Source organism: Duganella sp. Root1480D1 (assembly GCF_001427305.1).
Classification (GTDB): Bacteria; Pseudomonadota; Gammaproteobacteria; order Burkholderiales; family Burkholderiaceae_D; genus Rugamonas.
Window position 1 is genome coordinate 140,201 of sequence record NZ_LMFZ01000002.1, and the last position, 20,806, is coordinate 161,006.

Annotated in this window: 18 protein-coding genes; 6 read left to right on the plus strand and 12 right to left on the minus strand. The window is 61.7% G+C overall.

Features of this window, described 5'->3' with window-relative positions; translation table 11 throughout:
- The first annotated feature begins 3 nt into the window (after positions 1–3).
- Positions 4–624 carry a nucleoside triphosphate pyrophosphatase gene (locus tag ASD58_RS04085; protein ID WP_057259828.1) on the plus strand — a complete coding sequence of 207 codons (621 nt, stop codon included), beginning with the start codon at positions 4–6 and terminating at the stop codon, positions 622–624.
- Positions 624–2,090 carry a ribonuclease G gene (rng, locus tag ASD58_RS04090; RefSeq protein ID WP_057259829.1) on the plus strand — a complete coding sequence of 489 codons (1,467 nt, stop codon included), beginning with the start codon at positions 624–626 and terminating at the stop codon, positions 2,088–2,090. Before ASD58_RS04085 ends, rng begins: the two co-directional genes overlap by 1 nt.
- Here rng and ASD58_RS04095 read toward each other — a convergent pair.
- Both ASD58_RS04095 and ASD58_RS04100 read right to left on the minus strand, forming a co-directional pair.
- Positions 2,077–3,972 carry a hypothetical protein gene (locus tag ASD58_RS04095; RefSeq protein ID WP_057259830.1) on the minus strand — a complete coding sequence of 632 codons (1,896 nt, stop codon included), beginning with the start codon at positions 3,970–3,972 and terminating at the stop codon, positions 2,077–2,079. The genes rng and ASD58_RS04095 overlap by 14 nt on opposite strands.
- A complete protein-coding gene (locus tag ASD58_RS04100; protein ID WP_057259831.1) occupies positions 3,972–5,000 on the minus strand; it encodes an AAA family ATPase in 1,029 nt (342 codons plus the stop codon). The genes ASD58_RS04095 and ASD58_RS04100 overlap by 1 nt, the downstream gene beginning before the upstream one ends.
- A gap of 168 nt (positions 5,001–5,168) precedes the next feature.
- Here ASD58_RS04100 and ASD58_RS04105 point away from each other — a divergent pair, with 168 nt between their 5' ends.
- On the plus strand, positions 5,169–6,704 hold the full coding sequence (locus ASD58_RS04105) for a methyl-accepting chemotaxis protein (RefSeq protein ID WP_057259832.1): 1,536 nt from the start codon (positions 5,169–5,171) through the stop codon (positions 6,702–6,704).
- Here the strand turns inward: ASD58_RS04105 and ASD58_RS04110 are convergent, their stop codons facing one another.
- The 4 genes from ASD58_RS04110 to waaF all read right to left on the minus strand — a co-directional run bounded on the left by ASD58_RS04110 (position 6,705) and on the right by waaF (position 9,678).
- Entirely contained in the window at positions 6,705–7,370 is a 666-nt protein-coding gene (locus ASD58_RS04110) for a hypothetical protein (protein WP_057259833.1), read from the minus strand.
- A 13-nt stretch (positions 7,371–7,383) separates the two neighbouring features.
- Positions 7,384–7,839 (minus strand): hypothetical protein, encoded by a 456-nt coding sequence (locus ASD58_RS04115; protein ID WP_057259834.1) that lies wholly within the window; start codon positions 7,837–7,839, stop codon positions 7,384–7,386.
- 36 nt (positions 7,840–7,875) lie between these two features.
- Positions 7,876–8,559: an alpha/beta fold hydrolase gene (locus ASD58_RS04120; protein ID WP_057259835.1), complete on the minus strand. Its 684-nt coding sequence runs from the start codon at positions 8,557–8,559 to the stop codon at positions 7,876–7,878.
- Between the two features lie 75 nt (positions 8,560–8,634).
- On the minus strand, positions 8,635–9,678 hold the full coding sequence (waaF, locus tag ASD58_RS04125; RefSeq protein ID WP_057259836.1) for a lipopolysaccharide heptosyltransferase II: 1,044 nt from the start codon (positions 9,676–9,678) through the stop codon (positions 8,635–8,637).
- Between the two features lie 120 nt (positions 9,679–9,798).
- Between waaF and ASD58_RS04130 the strand changes: the two genes are divergently transcribed.
- Entirely contained in the window at positions 9,799–10,632 is an 834-nt protein-coding gene (locus ASD58_RS04130; protein ID WP_057259837.1) for a glycosyltransferase family 2 protein, read from the plus strand.
- Between the two features lie 11 nt (positions 10,633–10,643).
- Here ASD58_RS04130 and ASD58_RS04135 read toward each other — a convergent pair whose 3' ends face one another.
- The gene (locus ASD58_RS04135; RefSeq protein WP_057259838.1) at positions 10,644–11,243 is read right to left on the minus strand and encodes a response regulator transcription factor; all 600 of its coding nucleotides are present in this window, start codon (positions 11,241–11,243) and stop codon (positions 10,644–10,646) included.
- Positions 11,244–11,245: 2 nt separating this feature from the next.
- Complete coding sequence (locus ASD58_RS04140) at positions 11,246–12,805, minus strand: ATP-binding protein (RefSeq protein ID WP_057259839.1); 1,560 nt, start codon at positions 12,803–12,805, stop codon at positions 11,246–11,248.
- Positions 12,806–12,948: 143 nt separating this feature from the next.
- Here ASD58_RS04140 and ASD58_RS04145 point away from each other — a divergent pair, with 143 nt between their 5' ends.
- Positions 12,949–13,872: a DUF535 family protein gene (locus ASD58_RS04145; RefSeq protein ID WP_057259840.1), complete on the plus strand. Its 924-nt coding sequence runs from the start codon at positions 12,949–12,951 to the stop codon at positions 13,870–13,872.
- A gap of 52 nt (positions 13,873–13,924) precedes the next feature.
- Complete coding sequence (locus tag ASD58_RS04150; RefSeq protein WP_057259929.1) at positions 13,925–14,155, plus strand: DUF6139 family protein; 231 nt, start codon at positions 13,925–13,927, stop codon at positions 14,153–14,155.
- Between the two features lie 15 nt (positions 14,156–14,170).
- Here the strand turns inward: ASD58_RS04150 and ASD58_RS04155 are convergent, their stop codons facing one another.
- Genes ASD58_RS04155 through dnaE form a run of 4 tightly spaced genes read right to left on the minus strand, consistent with a single transcriptional unit; the run spans position 14,171 to position 20,751 of the window.
- Positions 14,171–14,431 (minus strand): KTSC domain-containing protein, encoded by a 261-nt coding sequence (locus ASD58_RS04155; protein WP_229209889.1) that lies wholly within the window; start codon positions 14,429–14,431, stop codon positions 14,171–14,173.
- A gap of 21 nt (positions 14,432–14,452) precedes the next feature.
- On the minus strand, positions 14,453–15,655 hold the full coding sequence (locus tag ASD58_RS04160) for a hypothetical protein (protein ID WP_057259842.1): 1,203 nt from the start codon (positions 15,653–15,655) through the stop codon (positions 14,453–14,455).
- A gap of 2 nt (positions 15,656–15,657) precedes the next feature.
- On the minus strand, positions 15,658–17,178 hold the full coding sequence (locus tag ASD58_RS04165; RefSeq protein ID WP_057259843.1) for an MBOAT family protein: 1,521 nt from the start codon (positions 17,176–17,178) through the stop codon (positions 15,658–15,660).
- A 33-nt stretch (positions 17,179–17,211) separates the two neighbouring features.
- Entirely contained in the window at positions 17,212–20,751 is a 3,540-nt protein-coding gene (gene dnaE, locus ASD58_RS04170) for a DNA polymerase III subunit alpha (protein ID WP_057259844.1), read from the minus strand.
- Positions 20,752–20,806: the final 55 nt, after the last annotated feature.

The window sequence follows — 20,806 nt, forward strand, 5'->3', positions numbered from 1 at the left end:
ACGATGAAACTGGTCGAAAAGAAGATCTACCTGGCTTCCAAGAGTCCGCGCCGGCGCGAATTGCTGCGCCAGATCGGCGTGGACTTCGAGTTGCTATTGCTGCGTAACGACGGCCCGCGCGGGCCGGACGTGAGCGAAGATGTCCATACCGGCGAAGAGCCGCTGGCCTACGTCGGCCGCGTGGCCCAGGAAAAAGCCGATTTCGCCTGGGACATGATCCAGCGTCGCCGCCTGATCCTGCGCCCCATCCTGGCCGCCGACACCACCGTCACCATCGACGGCGAAATCCTCGGCAAGCCGGCCAATGTGCGCGAGGCTACCGACATGCTGCACAAGCTGTCCGGCCGTACCCACCAGGTCCTGACCTCGGTCGCTGTGCATTCGCAAGACTTTTCCGGCCATATCACCCAGGTCTCCGACGTCCGCTTCGGCAAGCTGACGGAGACAGAGATCAAGACTTACTGCGCCACCACCGAGCCTTACGACAAGGCCGGCGGCTATGGCATCCAGGGCCTGGCCGCCCTGTTCGTTGAACACATCGAAGGCAGCCACTCCGGCATCATGGGCCTGCCGCTGTACGAAACGGCGCAACTGTTGCGCCAGGCAGGATTGAAACTCCCCTGATGAACGAAGATATCCTCATTAATATCACCCCCCAGGAAACCCGCGTTGCCCTCATCATGCAGGGCGCCGTGCAGGAACTGCATATCGAGCGCACGTTGACGCGCGGCCTGGCGGGCAATGTCTATTCCGGCAAAGTGGTGCGGGTGCTGCCCGGCATGCAGTCGGCCTTCATCGACATCGGCCTGGAGCGCGCAGCCTTCCTGCACGTGGCCGATATCTGGGAAGCCCGCCCGCATGACGGCGCCCAGAACGCCACCCCGACCCCGATCGAAAAACTGCTGTTCGACGGCCAGGTGCTGACCGTGCAGGTGATCAAGGACCCGATCGGTACCAAGGGCGCACGGCTGTCGACCCAGATCTCGATCGCCGGCCGCATGCTGGTCTACCTGCCGCAGGACGGCCATATCGGCATCTCGCAGAAGATCGAGAAAGAAGCCGACCGCGAAGCCTTGCGCGCGCGCATGCAAGGCCTGCTGCCGGAAGATGAAAAAGGCGGCTACATCGTGCGCACCCAGGCCGAAGACGCCTCGGACAGCGACCTGCAGGCCGACATCGAATACCTGCGCAAGACCTGGGGCGCGATCTGCCATGGCGCGCGCACCCGCCCGCCGACCTCCCTGCTGCACCAGGATTTGAGCCTGGCGCAGCGCGTGCTGCGCGACTTCGTGCACGACGAGACCGCAACCATCCAGGTCGACTCGCGTGAAAACTTCCTGTCGCTGACGGAGTTCGGCCGCGTCTACACGCCGTCGGTCCTGTCGCGTTTGCAGCACTACACCGGCGAACGCCCGCTGTTCGACCTGTACGGCGTGGAAGAGGAAATCCACCGTGCGCTGGGCCGCCGCGTCGACCTCAAATCCGGCGGCTACCTGATCGTCGACCAGACCGAGGCCATGACGACCATCGACGTCAACACCGGCGGTTTCGTCGGCGGCCGCAATTTTGCCGACACCATCTTCAAGACCAACCTGGAAGCGGCGCACGCCATCGCGCGCCAGCTGCGCCTGCGCAACCTGGGCGGCATCATCATCCTCGACTTCATCGACATGGAGAACAACGAGCACCGCAATGCCGTGCTCACGGAGCTGAAAAAAGCCCTGGCGCGCGACCGCACCAAGGTGTCGGTGTCCGGCTTCTCCGCCCTGGGCCTGGTGGAAATGACCCGCAAGCGCACGCGCGAATCGCTGGCCCACATCCTGTGCGAGCCCTGCCCCGCCTGTGCAGGCAAGGGCCAGGTCAAGACCTCGCGCACCATCTGCTACGAGATCCTGCGCGAGCTGCTGCGCGAAGCCAAGCAGTTCAACCCGCGCGAATTCCGCATCCTCGCCTCGCAGGAAGTGGTCGACCTGTTCCTGGAAGAGGAATCGCAGCACCTGGCGATGCTGGGCGACTTTATCGGCAAGAAGATTTCGCTGCAGGTCGAAACCAGCTACCACCAGGAACAGTACGACGTCATCCTGATGTAGTGAGCTCAGTTCCGTAGCGAGCCAATAGCGCCCTGACGTTCAAGTAGCGCAGGGAGATAAAGCCTCCCGCAAAACTTGCCCCGTCGACTGAAACAACGGTCTTTTTTTCCTCGGGGTCATATGCAGGCAAGCAGAATTCGCTGGCGATCGATGCGCCCTGCGCGAGCGTTTTCTGCAAGCGATATTCATACACGAATTGTTTGCGTACAGATCGCTCGCGCAGTTCCGCGACCTTGCCGGCATCTAGCATATGGCCGGATGTGTGGTATTTCATGTCAACGACCAGCGCTTCCGTGGCACCGGCGATACACGCTTCGTAGAAGCGCTCCAGTGAGGCCATTTCAGGCAGCGTCCCACGATAGCTCTTCACTGCCCCCAGCACTTGCGCACAACAATCTAGCCGCTTTCGATGATATAAGCCGTCTTCGCTGCGCCGAGCGTCGCTCTTGTCAAAAACTATCTCCCACAGCATGCCGCGAATGAAGTCGGCAAAGTAGGCAGCATCAGGCCGGGCAAGCAAGGCCTTGGTTAGCCGCTGCCTGGACCAGGACTCGGACATTTGTACCTGGTAGCTGTTGGACAGCGTTCGTCCCATGTAGAACGCAGTGAGACCATCGGGCTGCGTGTGCTTCAGCAATTCCCGCAGCAGATCGGCTCCATCATTCTGTATGTAGCCATCCGTCGTTTCCCTGAGCTTCTCGAACGATGCCCTGAAATCGGCCGGAATCGAAGACGGAAGCACATCATCTGCCAACGTTTTAACCCCGTAATGAAGATAAGCAGACTGCTTGAACGCGTCTTCTGAGAAAAGCAGCACCGCATCGGGAAACAAGGGGCCAGTATCTTCATTGGCCTCAAATGCCCCTTTTAGCAAAGGCATACTACGCAAGACAAAGTAGTCGGCGCCAGACCTGATGGACTGGACCTCTTGCAGCTGCTTCGACGACACGACAAGTGAGGGCCTGACATTACTGACATCGCACGCTGCCAGTTCCGCTGCATACCTATGCATCAAATCCTCGATACACATCGCCTCCCAGACCGGGGCAAAAGTACTGATCCCCCATTGCAAACCGGCTCCAGGAAGTTGCTCACCACCTCGCAGGAAACGCTCCAGCGCATCATAAAAATCAAAATAGTCGGGATCTTTGTAGGCAGTGGTCCGGTCAATGGCATCCAGACGCTCCAACATCAAGGCGCGAGTTATTTTCCAGCTGTCGAATTCAAACAAGCTGTCTCCGGCCTTCAGATGCAGCTCCACAAACTGTGCAGCCAGGACTTGAATGTCACGGTGAACGTCCTCAGCCTCACCCAGCCAGCGCTTCACTTCCAGCAAGGCAAAGCAGTACATCTGAACCAGTTCAACAGGTTCATAACTTAGCTGCAAGCTTGGGAGCGTCATCCCGTCGACAAAGAAACTGTGATCGTCGGTAAACGTGGCCCGTTCCAGCTCGCGGTACAGGCGTGAACCGTCAACGCGTTCGCTACGGCCTTGGCGCTGGGCAAGCGTCAATATTTCCAGTTCATCGAAGCGCTCGAGAATCCCGTCCAGAATGTCCAGCTGGCGGTAATAAATGATTGGTTCGTCCTCAATCCACTGGCCGAGCAACTCAGTACCGTCTGGGCCTCGTTGGGCTGAGTCGCGATCACCTTTAAGCCTGGAATTGCTGGCGGCTCGAAATGCCTCTAGCGCATGAAACAACAGGCGAAATGCTTCCTTCGACAAGGCATAACGCTGCGCAGGGACGGCACCGTTAATTCTTGCGGCCCAGTCATCACAACCTTTTGGAAGGTGCAGGATTCCGTCGCGAATACCGACAAACGAAAACGTTCGATCACTGTCATTTCCTGCCAGGGCGTGTAGCGAGGAAAAATCGATCACTACGCCTCCGGTGAAGCAACGCGCTCGACGAAGCGGCTGGCTTGGGCACTGAAATCGCCAAACGTCAACAACTTGCTGCCATCAGCCAGCAAGTCTTCCAAAGGTCGCTTGTCGCGAGCAAAGACTGTATCCCAGAGGAAGAACATCAGTTTGTTCTGGATCTCGCTCCCCGGAATCACGCCATTGCGTATCCTGATAAAAAAATGTCCGATTAGCTTGTCTTCAACTTTGCGGACCGACGCTGCATGGCGGCAAATGAACGCATTTAGCTGGGCTACGAATGCAAGCCAATCTTTTTCGCTCAAGTCGGTTGGCGGAGCAGGCGGATTACTTCCATCAAGCGGCATATACTCCCATGACCAGCGGCGCTTGAACGCGCTGTCCATATAGTAGATTGACTCGTCCGATGTATTCATCGTTCCCACCAGATGCAGATTGGGGGGGATCTTGATACGACGTTGGGCCAGGAAATCAAGATCGCCCTCAAACAATTCTGCGAGTGCTTTCCGCCCCCCCTGCTCCGTCTCGTAGAGTCCTGGGTACCTGGTACACCGATGGATGCCCATCAGTTGCAACAGGCCCTCCAGCTCCATATCTGAAATGTTGACGTCATAACTGGACCAGCCATTCTCGTCACGATCCAGCAACTGAAAAGCAGTGCCAAAAATTGCGGCACTGTTGCCGCGATTTATTTCGTCAATTACCAGAAGCACATCGTCGGCCTGTTCGGGCGGACTCGCCTGCGTTGCCTGACGGTGCAACATCAACGCCTTTGCCAGCGCTTGCATGAAATGCCCCGGGTAATAGCAATAGCTGACGCGCCCATCCGGCTGGCTGAGCGGCATCAACCGGCCCATAAAGTCGCCGTATGTATATTCCGGATGAAATATCGTTTTCACCATTGATGCCTTGCGCAGGGATGGCGCAATGACCTTGTCTACTTTATTGCTCTTGCCGGTACCGGGAGAGCCAAACAGGATCAATTGGCGAGGAAGCGAGGATGCAGATGGGGCGCTAGCTTCTTGCATATGGAAAGTTGCATTGTGGATATTAGTATTTCCAATTGTACAGCAAATGCTTGCTTGTGCTCGCCATCGTACTGGCCCGCCAAAACTATTTAGCTCAAAGCAAGTAATTGGAGCTACCATCGTGAAATAAAGGCAGCAACGAACTGTCACGAAACTGGGGAGATCATCATGAAGAACCTGAAAATCGGGGCGCGTCTTGGTTTGGCTTTTGCTGTCGTGCTGGTGCTGCTGGCAGTGATGACGGTGGTGGGCATCATGCGCCTGCAAAGCGCCAGCGTGAAGACCGAAGCCTTGGTGGCCGAAAACGTGCGCAATGAGCGCCTGGTCGCCGAGTGGCAGAAGGTGGTCGAAGTCAACGCCGCCCGTACCACGGCGGCGTACATGGTGTCCGACCCGGAACAGCAGAAATCCATCGAAGCGCAAATGAAGGCCGCCTCCGGCCGCGCGACCGAAATCCAGGACCTGCTGGCCAAGATCCTTACCAACCCCGCCTCCCGCAGCGCTTATGAAAAAGTGCTGGACAACCGCAAGGCCTATGTCGACCAGCGCAAGGCGGTCTACAAGGCCAAGGCCGACGGCGACATGGGAACCGCGCAGCGCCTGTTCGTCGATATGGAAGCGCGCCGCGTGAGCTACCTGGGCGCGCTCGATGAAGTCACGGCAGCCGAGCATCGCAACCTCGACGCGCTGGCCGATGAAATCCAGGCCAGCAACCAAAGCGGCCGCAACCTGCTGATCTTGCTGGGCGTGGCGGCAGTCGCGCTGGGCGTGGGCTTTGCCTGGCTGACCACCCACTCCATTGTCAAACCGCTCAATGAAGCAGTGCAGATCGCCCAGACCGTTGCGGACGGGGATTTGAGCCGCCGCATCGAGGCGCAAGGCGAGGACGAGGCGGGCCAGCTCCTGAAGGCCCTGAAATCGATGAACGACAGCCTGGCCGGCATCGTCAGCGAGGTGCGGCACGGCACCGAGAGCATCGCCACCGCTTCGCAGCAGATCGCCTCCGGCAACCACGACCTGTCGGCACGCACCGAGCACCAGGCCAGCACGCTGGAGCAAACCGCATCGTCGATGGAGGAATTGACTTCCGCCGTGCGCACCAACGCCGATAATGCCCGCACGGCGCGTGAGCTGGCAGCCACCGCCTCCGACGTGGCGACGCGCGGCGGCAGCGTGGTGAGCGAGGTGGTTCACACCATGGGCTCGATCAATGCCGCTTCAACCAAGATCGTCGACATTATTGCGGTCATCGACGGCATCGCATTCCAGACCAATATCCTGGCGTTGAATGCGGCGGTGGAGGCGGCGCGCGCCGGTGAACAGGGGCGCGGCTTTGCGGTGGTGGCAAGCGAGGTGCGCAGCCTGGCGCAACGCAGCGCCCAGGCGGCAGGCGAGATCAAGGAGCTGATCAACAATACGGTGCAGCAGGTGCAGGCCGGCAGCGAGCTGGTGAACCAGGCCGGCAGCACCATGGACGAAGTGGTGGCCAGCATCCAGCGCGTCACCTCCATCATGTCGGAAATCGCCTCGGCCAGCAGCGAGCAGACGGTCGGCATCGAGCAGGTCAACCAGGCGATCGTGCAGCTTGATAATGTGACGCAGCAGAATGCCGCGCTGGTGGAACAGGCGGCGGCAGCGGCCAGCGCCATGCAGGACCAGGCGGGGCGCCTGACCGGGCAAGTCGGCCGCTTCAAGCTGGCTTGACTACTGCTCCCGCGCCGGCGGCGATGCGATTGCAGTGCCTACGCTGAAGTAGCCGTTGAAGCGGCGGTCCTTACCGCCGGGTAATTTTTTGCGGAATGCGGAGGAAATCTGGTCCTGCGGAATCTGCAGCACGTTCGATGTGAATCCCATGCCGAGCATATTGCCTCCATGTACCGCCAAGCACATGTCAAACGGCTCGCGCTGCAAGTCAAATTCCGGCTCCCGTACTCGCGCTGCGATCGACGCTTCGCGCCCGACTGGCATGTACACCGAATATGTGACGTCCTGCGTCCCGGCCAATTCCACCAGCCCTTCACGCTTCAAATTGACCGAGCGCCCCTTCCAATACACATACCCGACCGGAATTTCTAGCGACTTGCCCCTGATTGGCTGACAGGATGCGGCCTGCGCCCCGATATTGAATCCCATAGTTCGCCGGAGCTCGAACAGATTCTTGCTCGAATAAAAACTGACCTTCAGGACCTCGATCGCGTTTTGCCCCTCCGCCGAGCCGGAGTTCACCTCATCTGCTTCCTCAGGGTTGAAGTTAGCGCGCCCCAGATACGCCACTTCGACTGATTTGAGCCGTAGATCGTTTGGTGCGAACAATGCGCAGGAGGTCAGCGAGATAGAACACAGCGCAATCGCCAATCGCAGAGCAGTCATCCATGCCTGCGCCTTACTTGATAAAGCGGGCATAGATCCATCCGATCAGTGCAGATACGCCGACTGTCGCGAAGCGGACGAGCCAGTCCTTGCGGCGCAAATCGCTGGCCAGCTTGCGCGAGCGTTCCTCCGCTTCGGCAATCAATTCCCTGTCGTCGGGATGATGATAAGTTTCGTCCAGCGAGCGATAGGTTTCGAGTTCATCGCCGCGTGCCCGGGCCCCCAGCAAGCCGGCAAGCTCAATCATCAGGCCAAGGAATTCCTGGCTGGGGTTCCGGGCCCACAGTTCACCATCCTCCAGCAGCATGATCTCGCTCTCCTCGCCTTTGGCCGGCTGGTAGACCTGCGGGTCGGGCTGCGCATCTTGGTCGACGGCGAGGCGGCCGGACATCCGGCCGATTGCCTGCATCAGCTCCCCGGTCCCGATCGGATTGGCGTGCGTGCGCAAAATTGAAATGTGATAGCCCATATGGGCCGAGTATAGCGTTAAGTTTTCGATAATAAGCTATCGAAAAATCACAGCGATGGCAGCCGCCAGCACCTGCGGCTGTTCGAGTGGAATCAAGTGCCCGGCATTGGGCACCGTCACCAGGTTTGCACCGGGAATGCCATCGGCCAGTTCGCGTGCTTCGGCCGGGCTGCGCAACTGGTCTTCGGCTGCCGCGACCACCAGCGTAGGGCATTGGATGCCGGACAGGCGGTCAGTATCGGCGCCACGCACGATCAGCGATTGGCGCATAAAGACCTCGCGTCCCAGGCGTTCACCCATTGCGCGCACCTGCGCCACCAGCTCTTCGTTGGCAGCATTATCGGGGTGCAGCGATTGCGCTATGGCGGCGCGGCCCAGGCCTCGGAATGAGCCAAGCGGCGCGGCGCGGGCAGCCTTGCTACGCTGCTCGACCTGCAGCGGCAAATCGGCCCTGCTGGAAGTGGCAACCAGCGCCAGCGCCTGCACGCGCTGCGGCGCAATGCGCACGATTTCACGTGCTACATAGCCGCCCATCGAAAAACCAAGCAGGGTAAATTGCGGCGGGCACGTCGCCAGCACGGCATGCGCCATGGTGGCGATGGAATCGCCTTCTGCCAGGCTGGCAAAATGCAGCGGGAGTTCAGGCGGCAGGAAAGGCAGCATGCCATCCCACAAGGCGTCGTCCAGCATATAGCCGGGAATCAGGACCAGCGGTGTCATGCCGCGAGTATAACCCCGGGCAACTGATGGCGGCTTACACCCAGCTGAGCCTCTGGATCATTGCCCAGCCTATCGTCAACGGCTGAGCATTGGCTCCAGCGTTTGCCACACCTGGCCGGCGCTGATGCCGTGCATGCAGTTCTGGTGGCCGAGCGGGCATTCGCGCTGGCGGCATGGCGAGCATTCCAGGCGCAGCGAAATCGAGGCAGCCAGGTCGGAAAACGGCGGTGCATGATCGGGATCGGTCGGGCCATAAATGGCAATGACCGGCCGGTTCAGCGCGGAAGCCACGTGCAGCAGGCCGGAGTCGTTGCTGACCACCGCCGCCGAACGGGCAATCAAGGCCACGGCATCGGACAGGCTGGTCTTGCCAGCCAGGCTGGCCAGGCCAGCCGGCGCACCGGCGGCGGCAATCACTTCGTCGCAGCTCGGGCCGTCCTTGGGCGAACCGAGCAGCGCAACCTGGGCTTGCGGGTCGCGCGCCAGGATGTGCTGCGCCAACTGGCCGAAATGCGCCGGCGGCCAGCGCTTGGCGCCGCCAAACTCGGCACCTGGCGCAAAAACCACCAACGGGCGCGCCAGGTCCAGTCCCACCTTGGCGCAGGCAGCAGCCACCTGCTCGTCGCTGGCAACCATGCGCGGCTTGGGCAGCTTGCCGCGCAGCGCTGCGCCCGGCGCATCGGCCAGCGCGGCGTAGAACGGCACCATTGGCCGCGGCGGCGTGTCGTCGTGGTGCATTACGTTGACCAGCCCATAACGGCTCTCGCCCTTGTATCCGACGCGGCGCGGAATGCCGGCCAGCCAGGGGATCAGGGCGTATTTCAGGGTATTCGGCAGGATGTAAGCGTCGGCATAGCCGCGCTGGCGCAGCAGGCGCGCATAGCGCCAGCGCTCCTTCAGCTGCAAGGCGCCGTGGCGGAACGGGGTTTCCAGCACCTCCGCCACTTCCGCCATCTGGCGCCAGACCGGCGACACGGCCGGCGGCGCCAGCACGTCGATCGGGCGGTCAGGGTGGGCAGCCTTCAGCAGCTGCAGCAGCGGCTGCGCCATCACGGCGTCGCCAATCCAGTTGGGGGAAATGACCAGGGTCCTCACCGGCAGGCCCCTTGCCCGGCGCATTCGGTGCCGGCGACCCAGCACTGGTATACTGCCGCATTGGCGCCCGCCAGCAGGAGGGAGACGAGGCTATGCGCACGGACTGTTCTTACATTGGCATTTCTTATTAATTTTTTAGCATCCATGCAACAAGCTTCAACCATCTCGTTAATTATCACCACCTACAATCGTCCGGACGCCCTGTCGGCCGTGGTGGAAGCCTGTTTTGGGCAGGACGACAAGAACTTCGAGATCATTATCGCCGATGACGGATCGACCAACAACACGCGGGAAACCGTAGCGGCCTTGCAGGCCCGCTCGCCGGTGCCGATGAAGCACGTGTGGCAGGAAGATATTGGTTTTCGCGCCGCGCGGGCACGCAACCTTGGCACCCTGGCAGCACAGGGCGAATACATCATCTTCATCGATGGCGACTGTGTGCCGCAAAAAGACTTCATCGCCAACCATCGCCGCCTGTCCAAACGCGGCTATGTGGTGACGGGCAGCCGGGTGCTGCTGAGCGAAGGCTATACGCGCCGCGTGCTGGAACAGCATCTCGACATCCAGCGCCTGGGCACACTGGAAAAGCTCAAGCTTTACCTGGCCGGCAACGCCAATAAATTCCTGCAAACGATGCTGCCCCTGCCGGACCTGGCCCGCGAGAGCAATCGCTTTACCTGGCGCCGCATCAAGAGCTGCAATATGGCTGTATGGCGCAGCGACCTGGACCTGGTGAACGGCTTCGACGAGAGCTTCACCGGCTGGGGCCATGAAGATTCCGACCTGGTGGTACGCCTGTTCAACGCCGGCGTGATGCGCAAGAGCGGCGCCTTTGCCACCGAGGTGTATCACCTGTGGCACCGCGAAGCAAAACGCGACCAGGAATCGAGCAACCGCTCGGTAGTGCTGCAGCGGGCAGAAGACAAGACCACGCAAGCCGTGGCCGGCCTGCGCGAGCTGCGCGAAAGCGCCGCTTGATTCACTAACGCTTAATCGCGCAGCGCGACGCGCACCAGGTCGGCTACGTTATCCACGCCAAGCTTGGCCATCAGGCGCGCCTTGTGCACTTCCACGGTGCGCACGCTGATGTTCAACTGCGGTGCGATTTCGCGGTTGTGGCGCCCCATCACCACCAGCTCGAACACTTCGCGTTCACGCGGGGTCAGCTCGGCCAGCAGCTGCTCGCGCTGCTGGCGGCGGTCCTGGTCCTGGCGCTGGCGCAACTGCATCGAGAACGCTTCCTCGATGGCGGCGATCAGCTTGTCGTCGTCAAACGGCTTTTCCAGGAAATCGACGGCGCGCGCCTTGAAGGCTTCGCGCGCCGAGCTCACGTCGCCATGGCCGGTGACGATAATCACCGGCAGCAGGCAGTTCATCTCATTCAGCTTGCGCTGCAAGGTCAGTCCGTCCATGCCGGACATGCGGATGTCGGCCACCAGGCAGCCGGCCCATTCGGGCAGCCAGGCCTGCAGGAAGGCTTCGGCACTGGCAAAAACGGCGGTGCGGTAGCCGCGCACGCCCAGCAGCAGGCCAAGGGCATCGCGCAGCGAAGGATCATCGTCGACGATGAAAACGGTAAGGTTTGACAAGGCTATTCTCCAGAGTCCAGCGCCGGCAGTATAAATCGAAAGACGCCGTGATCGGCAACTTCGGCCCATAAAGTTCCGCCGTGCGCCTCGACGATGGAGCGGCTCAGCACCAGTCCCAGGCCCATGCCGCTGGCCTTGGTCGATACGAAAGGCTCGAACAGGCGTCCGGCCGCCTGCTGCGTCAGGCCGTCGCCGCTGTCTTCCACCGTGAAGCGCAGCCTGCCGCCGATATTTTCCGCTGTGAGCCGGATGCTGCGCTGTCCCGCGGGACGCATGCGCACCGCGTCCAGGGCATTGGCCAGCAAGTTGCGCAGCACCAGTTCAACCTGCAGGCGATCGACCTGCACGGCCAGCGCCGGTGCCTCCGCAACCGTGACTGCCACCCCATGCTCGGCAAACTGCGGCCGAAATTGCTGCACGATGCCGGCCTGCAGGGCCGCCGCGCCGACCGTCTCGAGCTGCATGGCGCCGGTGCGGAAGAAGTCGCGCAGGCGGCGCACCACTTCCGCCGCGCGCGCCGATTCATTGATCATCTGCCCGATCGCGTTCTTCAGCAGTTCGCCGGCATCGCCGCGCGCCAGCAGGTGCTCGCAGGCCTTGCCGTACACTGCCAGCGCCGTCATCGGCTGGTTCAGTTCGTGGGCCAGCGCGGCTGCCATCTCGCCTGCCGCGGCCAGGCGCAAGGTCTGCTTCAACTCCTCCGCTACCTGGCGCCGTTCGTCGACCACGATGCCGATGAAGAAGCCCACCAAGGCCAGCACCGCATCGAGCATCTGCAGTTCGGACACGGTGATGTTGTTGGCGCTATTGGCCCTGACCAGCGCCACGATCGCAAGCTGCAGCACGAAGACCACCAGCGCCGCGCCATGCACGCCCTGGCGCGAGGCGGCCCAGATCAGGGGCAGGAACAGGAAATAGAAATGCTTGAATTCGGCGGTCATGATGTAGCCGAACACCGCCCACAGCACGAAAATCGCCAGTGCCAGGTAGGCCAGGGTCTCCGGCTTCCAGGTTGCTTCGCGCAGGCGCGCCCGTTCCTGCGGGTTGGCCAGCTTCCACAGCAGCGGCATGCTGACCACTACCCCCACCATGTCGCCGAAACCGAAACGCCACACGGCACGCAGCCAGTCGTCCCACGGCACCAGGCCAAGCCAGGCCAGCAGGCTGATATGGCCGAAGGCATTCAGCATGGTGCCCGCCGCCACAATGATCAGCCAGCGGTAGAAGCTCGCGCGCGAGCTGAAGATAGTGCCACCGCCCAGCGCGCGGCGCAGGATTTCACCCAGCAGGCCGTAGCCGCAAATCAGCCAGGCGGCCGTGAGCAGAGTGCCGGACAAGCCGCCGGGCATGCCCCGCACCAGCACATCGCCCGCAAGCAGGGCCACGAACCAGGGCAGCGCCGCGCGCCGCCCATATACCAGCCAGAACACCAGGCCCAGCGCGGTATCCGGGTTCCACGGCGTGATGTTCAGGCCAAGCAGCGGCTCGACATAAGTGATCCAGTCAAACAGCAGGTAGGTGGCGAGAAATCCGGCGGCCGGCAGCAAAAACGAAAAGCGCATAAGGAGATCGTGAAACTAGCAATATGTGTTGGCATGTAACAACATGTATCAGCCCCACATAAGTAAAACGACAATATCGTTGCACCAAGCCTATGCAATTGGCATTAGCATATTGTAACGTAATGTTACAAACCCATAACACAATGTATCAACAAGCAATTACGCTGCACTCCGGCCTCGAACACAAATCCCGCCTGTCCCGCATCACCGCAGCACTGAAACTGCATTGTCGCGCCATGGCTGCCCCGCGCCGCACGCGCGGCTGGCTGGAATTGCTCAACTCCGATCCTGCCCTGCGCGAACTGGCTGCCCTGCAACCGCGCCTGATCCACAAGATTTACCGCCCCTGGCTCAGCAAACGGCTGTGTGCGCAGCGCCGTTCGGCGGCGCTGGCCGAACACTACCGCTTCATCGTCCAGCAAGGCATGGGCCAGGCCGTGGTGCAGGCGGCGCGCGGCGGTTTGCGGCTTGCCGGTTTCACGGGAAAATCGGGCGCCCACTATACCATCGAACTACGGGCGGTCGTCCCGATGGAGCGCGAGGGCGAACTGGTGCTGCAGCTCATGTGCCAGGGTACCCTGGTGTATTCGCTGGCGTTTTCCTTTGTACTGGAAGGCCTGTTGCGCCAGGTCGGCGTGGGCTGCGTGCAAGGCCCGCACAGCGGTAGCGGTCTCGACCTGGGGCGCGAAGCGACGCGCGACCTGCACGGCTTGCGGCCCAAGAACCTGTTGGTGCGCCTGGCCAGCCAGCTTGGCCATGCCTGCGGCTGCGAGCATCTGCTACTGGTCGGCAACCACAATCGCACCGTGTGCGCCAAATCAATGCGCAAGGGCAAGGTCATGGCATGCTATGACAGCTTGTGGCAGGAATTGGGCGCCAGCCGGCGTCCGGACGGCGACTGGCAGATGGGTTGCGCGCCGCTGAAGGCGCCGGATATGGAAGAAATTCCATCGAAGAAACGCGCGGAAGCGCGCCGCCGCCACGATTTGATGACCCAGCTTAATTTTGCCGTGCTCAGTTCACTGGGCCGGCAATCTTGCGTGGCCACAGCCCCCCAAGCGGAGTAGAATCAAAGCGTTACGCCAGCCTGTGCGTAGGACTAGTTGAAGGGAGATGAAGATGCGCCTGGATATCTACCGCCGTGCCGAACATGACGGCATTTTTTCCTACCTCGCCGTGCCAGAGGGCAAACCCATCCCACAGGAAGCCATCAACACCGACTGGCTGCCAGCCGAGCAATCGCTGGAAGTCGATGATGATGTGCAAGGCCTGCCTGATTACCACATCGACCGCCTGACCCAGCAGATGGGCAGCAAAGGCTACGCCATCACCGCGCTGAAAGACATGTAGTTCAAGCCGGCGGCCTCAGTCGCCGAACAGCTCGTCGAGGCCGGCGGGACGCGTTCCCGCCTGCGGCTTGGCGCGCCCTTTGCGACCGGTAAACTCTTCCTCGATATTGTCGCGGTAAAAGCTCCATGCGCTGCCCGAGGTGGACAGGCGCTGCCAGACGTCCCGGCCCACGCCCTCGTAATCGATGGCGCTGCCGTCGTCGAACTCGACGCGCAGCATGCGTGCGCGCTCGTCATAGCCGATGGCGCGCAGCTTGCCTGCATTGATGCGTTTCATTTCCATTTCATTGCCCCCTTTTTACTGTCGGCTCGCCGCGCGCGCCACCAGCTCATGCGCTTCCGCGAACAGTGCCGGATGCGCCGCCGCGCAAGTGGCGCGCTCGGCGGCAATACGCTGGCGGTCCTGCTCCAGGTTTTGCAAGGTCAGCGCCATGCCGAAGCCGCTTTCCGGCGCCCCGCCCAGCATGCGCCGCAACATTTCCTCGCCCAGCGCGGGCTTCTGGTGCCCAGCCTCCCAATACCAGTGCGTGCTGCCTTTCTCATTCGGCCCTGGAATCGTCTCGCAATTGAATTCACCGAAGCCGCTGAAGTCATGCACCACGATATGTGCCTGCGGATAGCGGCCGCGTGCAGCTTCCGCTTCCTCCAGCACAATACGCTTCCACTCCTCAAAACGCGGCCATATGCCGCTTGCCTCGTACAGTGCCAGCAGCTGCGCATGGTAAGCGTACACCATCAGGCGCACGTCGACGCCCGGATTATCGCTTGCCGCGCCATCGAACAGGCCGCGCAATTCAGCCCGCAGCCCGTCGCGGTCAAGGCCGCCCGGCGCTTTCCTTACCAGCGACGCCGCGCTCTCTTCCGCGCGCTGGCGGAAGATCTTGTAATACCCGTCATAGCGCGCAAATTTTTTGTACTGGTTGAGGGGATTCAGCCCGCGCTCCGTCATGGTCTCGGCTTCGCGGTCGCCCTGCATGGCAAAGGTGGTGGCGGCGTCATGCAAGGCGGCCAGCGAGAACAGGCTCTCCACGCGCCAGCCCAGGCTCTCGACTCCCGCCTTCGGAACCGGGCGCACGCCGCCCTTCTGCCCCGGCGCCAGCAAGGCATCGTGAAAATCGACGCCGGCGATCACGCGCGACGGCTTCACGCCCAGGCCGCGCAAATACTGCAACTGCCCGACCGCCACCATGGTGCCGGTACCCGCCAGGCCCAGGTTGTAGGCACCGCCGCCGAGCACGGGACTGTCCGGGTCGAAACCGACCTCCACCCGCGAATTCCCCAGCAGGAACTGGGTAGCGCCCAGGCGCTGCGCGCCGGACAGCTTGATCCTGTTACGGAAATACTGCGGCACCGGCTTGTCCGCGTTCAGGCCGGGCTTGCGCACCACGCCGTACAGGCCATAGGGGTCGGCCAGCACGACCACGCTGGCCACCAGCAGGACGCCGGCCAGCATGACCAGGCCCAGTTTGCGCAAGTAATGGTGATGCGAAGCGTTGGACATGATCAGAACTGGAAGTAGAGGAATTCACTCGGCCGCGACAGGGCCAGCAGGCAGAACACGGCCAGCATACCGGTCACCAGCGCAGGACGCGGCGCCGGCAGCCAGGCCAGGCGCGCTGGCGCTGCCGTGCCATCATGATCGAGCGCAGGTTCGAAGCGATGCATGATTTGCTGCGTATTCGGCGCCAGGAACGCCACCAGCGCGGCGACCACAACCCAGCACCAGGTTTCGATGAACTGGGTGGCGCCGCCCAGCGTCCATTTGATTCCCAGCGCGGCCAATGCATCGTGCAGCCCGCCCAGGCGGGCACCGATGGCATCCGGCAGCGCCACGCCATACTGGCCGGACATGCCGGCCACGATGCGCAGCGCCGAAGGCAGGTCCGCCGCGCGGAAAAAGACCCAGGCGTAGGCCACGGCGATGAAGGTCAACGCCCATGCCGCGAACGAGCCGGCCTTGCCGGAGCCTTGCCAGCCGAGGCGCGCCTTGAGCATCTGCCACGCGTGCGCAATCACCAGGTAGGCGCCATGCAGGCCGCCCCACAGCACGAAGTTCCAGCTTGCGCCGTGCCACAGGCCGCCCAGCAGCATGGTCACCATCAGGTTCGCCTTGGCGCGCACAGCACCGTGGCGATTGCCGCCCAGCGGAATGTACAGGTAGTCGCGCAGGAAGCGCGACAGGGTCATATGCCAGCGCCGCCAGAATTCGACGATATTGAGCGATTTGTAGGGCGAGTTGAAATTCAGCGGCAGGTGCACGCCGAACATGCGCGACAGGCCGATCGCCATGTCCGAATAGCCCGAGAAATCGAAGTAAAGCTGGAAGGAATATGCCAGCACGCCACCCCATGCCGTCAGCAGCGTCGGTTCGCCCGGGGCGCTGAACAGGGCATTGGCATACGGCGCCAGCGTATCGGCCAACAGCGTTTTCTTGGCCAGGCCAATGATGAAAATGGTGGTCCCTACCGAGAAATTCTCTGCCCGCGGCAAGGCATTCCGCGGGTCGGCAAACTGCGGCATCATTTCCTTGTGGTGCAGCACGGGGCCGGCCACCAGGTGCGGGAAGTAGGTGACGAACAGCAGGTAGTGGATGAAGCGCCCCTCCTGCACGAAGCCGCGCGCAGTATCGACCAGGAAGGCAATCTGGGTGAAGGTGAAGAACGAGATGCCGATCGGCAGCACCACCTGCAGCATGTCGGCGTGCTGGCCAGTCAGGCTGGTGTAGAAGAAGTTGGCGTACTTGTAGTAGCCAAGCAGCACCAGGTTGGCTGCCACCGCAGCCGCCAGCCACCACTTGCGCGCGCTGCCCTGTGCGCGGCGAATCGCCTGTGCGCAGCCGTAGTTGGCGACGATGGAGCCGAGCAGCAGCGGCACATAACGCACGTCCCACCAGCCGTAGAAAAAGATCGACGCCAGCGCCAGCCACGCAACGCCCCACGCCGGGCGGCGCCGCGCAAGCAGGAAATAGCCGATCAGGGTCACCGGCAGGAAGCCTAGCAGGAAGCTGAATGAGTTAAATAGCATGGTTGAAAATGTTATCACCCATGCAATAACACATCAATACTCGATCGCTACTTCCTGCGCTCCCAAGCCCTGTTCCAGTGCGATTTTCAGTGCATCGGACGGCGCCAGGCGCCAGTCGTCGCCAAGTTGCAACACACAGTCGATGCCTTGCGGCTTGACCCGCATCGACACCGGCAAGCCGTATTCGTCGCGGTGCGGGCCGAGGATCTCGGCCAGCTTGGCGGACGGCACGGCTTTTGGCAGCGCCATGCCGATCTGGCGGCCGAACTGGATGCGCGCGGCAGTGATGTTGTAGACCTTTTCCGCCGAGATGCGCAGGCCGCCGGAGAAGCGGTCTTCCGACACCTTGCCCGTCACGCACAGGAATTCGTCTTCCTTGAACATATGCTTGTTCGGTTCGAAGACCTCGTTGTAGACGGTGACTTCGACCACGGCGGTCTTGTCGTCCAGCGTGACGATCAGCAGCTTGCCGCGCTGGGTCATCTGGGTGCGGATGCCGGAAATCACGCCGCACATCATGCGCGGTTCGCGCGACGGTTCGAGTTCGGATAGCTTGGTGCGCGCGAAGCGGCGCGCTTCTTGCTGGTAGGAGTCGAACATGTGGCCGGACAGGTAGTAGCCCAGCGCGATCTTTTCTTCCGCCAGCTTCTCGCGGTCGGTCCAAGGGGTGGCCTGCACGTAGTCCGGCGGCGCCACCAGGTCGGAATCGTCGCCGCCGAACAGGCTGACCTGGTTGGCCGACTTGGCTTCCTGGTCGGCGTATTCCATGGCGAAGCTGACCGAGGCAAACAATACCGCGCGGTCCACCCCGAAGCCATCGAAGGCGCCGGCGCGGATCAGGGCTTCGATGGTGCGGCGGTTCATCTGCTTCTTGTCCACGCGCTTGCAGAAGTCGAACAGGCTGGTGAACGGGCCGCCAGCCTTGCGGGCGGCAATGATTGCCTCGATAGCGTTCTGGCCAGCACCTTTCACGCCGCCCAGGCCGTAGCGGATCCTGGTCGCCTTCTTGCCCGGTTCACCGTCCGGACGGAAGTGGTATGCCGATTGATTGACATCCGGCGGCAGGATGGTCAGGCCGCAGACATCGATCGAGTCTTCGACCAGGATCTTGACCTTCTCGGTATCGTCCATGGCCAGCGACATGTTGGCTGCCATGAACGCTGCGGTGTGGTGATGCTTCAGGTAGGCGGTGTGGTACGACAGCAGCGCATAGGCGGCCGCGTGCGACTTGTTGAAGCCGTAGCCGGCGAACTTCTCCATCAAGTCGAAGATCTCGTCGGCCTTCTCGACGGTCAGGCCGCCCTCCTGCGCGCCCTTGCGGAAGATCTCGCGGTGCTCCGCCATCTCTTCGGCTTTTTTCTTACCCATCGCACGGCGCAGCATGTCCGCGCCGCCCAACGAGTAGCCGCCGATGATCTGCGCCATCTGCATAACCTGTTCCTGGTAAACCATGATGCCGTAGGTTTCGGACAGGATGCCCTCGGTGCGCGGATCGGGGTAATCGAATTTCTCGCCGTGCTTACGCTTGCAGAAGTCCGGGATCAGGTCCATCGGGCCCGGGCGGTACAGCGCCACCAGCGCAATAATGTCTTCGAAGCGGTCGGGACGCGCGTCCTTCAGCATCCCCTGCATGCCGCGCGATTCAAGCTGGAACACGGCGACGGTTTTCGCCTTGGTCAGCAGCTCGTAGGTCGGGCGGTCGTTCAGCGGCAGCTTGGCCAGGTCGAAATCCTGGGCGCCTTCCGGATCGAGATCCTTGATGTAGTTGACGGCGCGGTCCAGGATGGTCAGCGTGGTCAAGCCCAGGAAGTCGAACTTCACCAGGCCGATCGCCTCCACGTCGTCCTTGTCGAACTGCGACACCACGCCGGTATCGCCGGACTGGGTGTACAGCGGGCAGAAGTCGGTGAGCTTGCCCGGCGCGATCAAAACGCCACCGGCGTGCATGCCGATGTTACGGGTAATGCCTTCCACCTGCTGCGCCAGGTCGAGCAGCTGGCGCACTTCCTCTTCGTTTTCCTGGCGCTCTTTCAGCAACGGTTCTTCTTCGATCGCCTCGGCAATCGAGACCGGCTTGCCCGGCTTGAACGGGATCAGCTTGGACACGCCGTCGCAGAAGTTATAGCCGAAGTCCATCACGCGGCCGACGTCGCGGATCGCGCCTTTCGCCGCCATGGTACCGAAGGTGGCGATCTGCGACACCGCTTCGCGCCCGTACAGGTCCTTCACGTGCTGGATCACCAGCTCTCGCTTTTCCTGGCAGAAGTCAATATCGAAGTCGGGCATCGATACCCGTTCCGGGTTCAGGAAACGTTCGAACAGCAGGTTGTACTTCAGCGGATCGAGGTCGGTAATCTTCAGCGCATATGCCACCAGCGAGCCTGCACCGGAGCCTCGGCCCGGTCCAATCGGCACGCCGTTGTTCTTGCCCCACTGGATAAATTCCGCAACGATCAGGAAGTAGCCCGGGAACTTCATCTTGATGATGGTGTCGTTCTCGAACTTCAAGCGCGCCTCGTAGCGCGGGCGCTCCTTTTCGCGTTTCTCCGGATCGGGGAACAGCTGGATCAGGCGCTCTTCCAGGCCCTTGGTGGTCTCCGCAACCAGGAATTCATCGATGGTCATGCCCGGCGTCGGGAAGTTCGGCAACTGCGGCTTGCCCAGCACCAGGGTCAGGTTGCAGCGCTTGGCGATTTCCACCGAGTTTTGCAGAGCGGCCGGCAAGTCGTGGAACAGCTCCGCCATTTCCGCCTGCGTGAGGAAGCGCATTTGCTCGTTGAAGCGCTTGACGCGCTTGGCATTGGCCAGCATTTCGCCTTCCGCGATACAGACGCGCGCTTCGTGGGCGATATATTCTTCCTGCGACAGGAATTGCACCGGATGCGTTGCCACCACCGGCAGGCCAAGCTTGGCTGCGATCGCCACCGACTGGCGTACCTGCACTTCCTGGTTGGCCTGGCCGGCGCGCTGGATCTCGACGTAGAAATGACCGTTCGGGAAAATCTCGGCCCATTTCCGGGCATTGGCTTCCGCCAGTTCCAGGTTGCCGTTGTCGATGGCCTGGCCGATGTCGCCGAAATGGGCGCCGGACAAGGCGATCAGGCAGTTGCGCGGATCTTCGTTCGGCAACAGCGGGTACTGCTTGTTCGGCAAGTCGCGCAGCCACTCGGCGCGGATTTCGGCGCGGCCCTTCCACTGGTTGTTCAACCAGGCTTCCGACAACAGTTCGCACAGCTGCAGGTAACCCATGCGGTTCTTCGCGAACAGCATGATCCGGTGCGGCTTGTCGCGGTTTTCGTCGTTGGTGATCCAGGCGTCGACGCCGACGATAGGCTTGATGCCCTTGCCACGCGCCGCCTTGTAGAAGCGCACCATGGCGAACATATTGGCCAGGTCGGTAATGGCCAGGGCGCCCTGCCCATCCTTGACCGCCTTCTTGATCATGTCGTCATAGCGCACCAGGCCGTCGACAATCGAATATTCCGTGTGCACGCGCAGGTGGACGAATTGCGGTCCCGCGGGCGCGGCGGCTGGCGTGGCGTCGACTGGCTGGTCGATTGTTTCAATGCTCATGGGGGCAGGCGGATTGTGAGTCGAATATCCCCTATTTTAACGCCTGAGCTGCCTC

Coding starts and splice junctions, on each gene's coding strand:
- ASD58_RS04085 (WP_057259828.1), top strand. CDS start 4: ATGAAACTGGTCGAAAAGAAGATCTACCTGGCTTCCAAGAGTCCGCGC.
- rng (WP_057259829.1), top strand. CDS start 624: ATGAACGAAGATATCCTCATTAATATCACCCCCCAGGAAACCCGCGTT.
- ASD58_RS04100 (WP_057259831.1), bottom strand. CDS start 5,000: ATGCAAGAAGCTAGCGCCCCATCTGCATCCTCGCTTCCTCGCCAATTG.
- ASD58_RS04105 (WP_057259832.1), top strand. CDS start 5,169: ATGAAGAACCTGAAAATCGGGGCGCGTCTTGGTTTGGCTTTTGCTGTC.
- ASD58_RS04110 (WP_057259833.1), bottom strand. CDS start 7,370: ATGACTGCTCTGCGATTGGCGATTGCGCTGTGTTCTATCTCGCTGACC.
- ASD58_RS04115 (WP_057259834.1), bottom strand. CDS start 7,839: ATGGGCTATCACATTTCAATTTTGCGCACGCACGCCAATCCGATCGGG.
- ASD58_RS04120 (WP_057259835.1), bottom strand. CDS start 8,559: ATGACACCGCTGGTCCTGATTCCCGGCTATATGCTGGACGACGCCTTG.
- waaF (WP_057259836.1), bottom strand. CDS start 9,678: ATGCGCCGGGCAAGGGGCCTGCCGGTGAGGACCCTGGTCATTTCCCCC.
- ASD58_RS04130 (WP_057259837.1), top strand. CDS start 9,799: ATGCAACAAGCTTCAACCATCTCGTTAATTATCACCACCTACAATCGT.
- ASD58_RS04140 (WP_057259839.1), bottom strand. CDS start 12,805: ATGCGCTTTTCGTTTTTGCTGCCGGCCGCCGGATTTCTCGCCACCTAC.
- ASD58_RS04145 (WP_057259840.1), top strand. CDS start 12,949: ATGTATCAACAAGCAATTACGCTGCACTCCGGCCTCGAACACAAATCC.
- ASD58_RS04150 (WP_057259929.1), top strand. CDS start 13,925: ATGCGCCTGGATATCTACCGCCGTGCCGAACATGACGGCATTTTTTCC.
- ASD58_RS04155 (WP_229209889.1), bottom strand. CDS start 14,431: ATGAAACGCATCAATGCAGGCAAGCTGCGCGCCATCGGCTATGACGAG.
- ASD58_RS04160 (WP_057259842.1), bottom strand. CDS start 15,655: ATGTCCAACGCTTCGCATCACCATTACTTGCGCAAACTGGGCCTGGTC.
- ASD58_RS04165 (WP_057259843.1), bottom strand. CDS start 17,178: ATGCTATTTAACTCATTCAGCTTCCTGCTAGGCTTCCTGCCGGTGACC.
- dnaE (WP_057259844.1), bottom strand. CDS start 20,751: ATGAGCATTGAAACAATCGACCAGCCAGTCGACGCCACGCCAGCCGCC.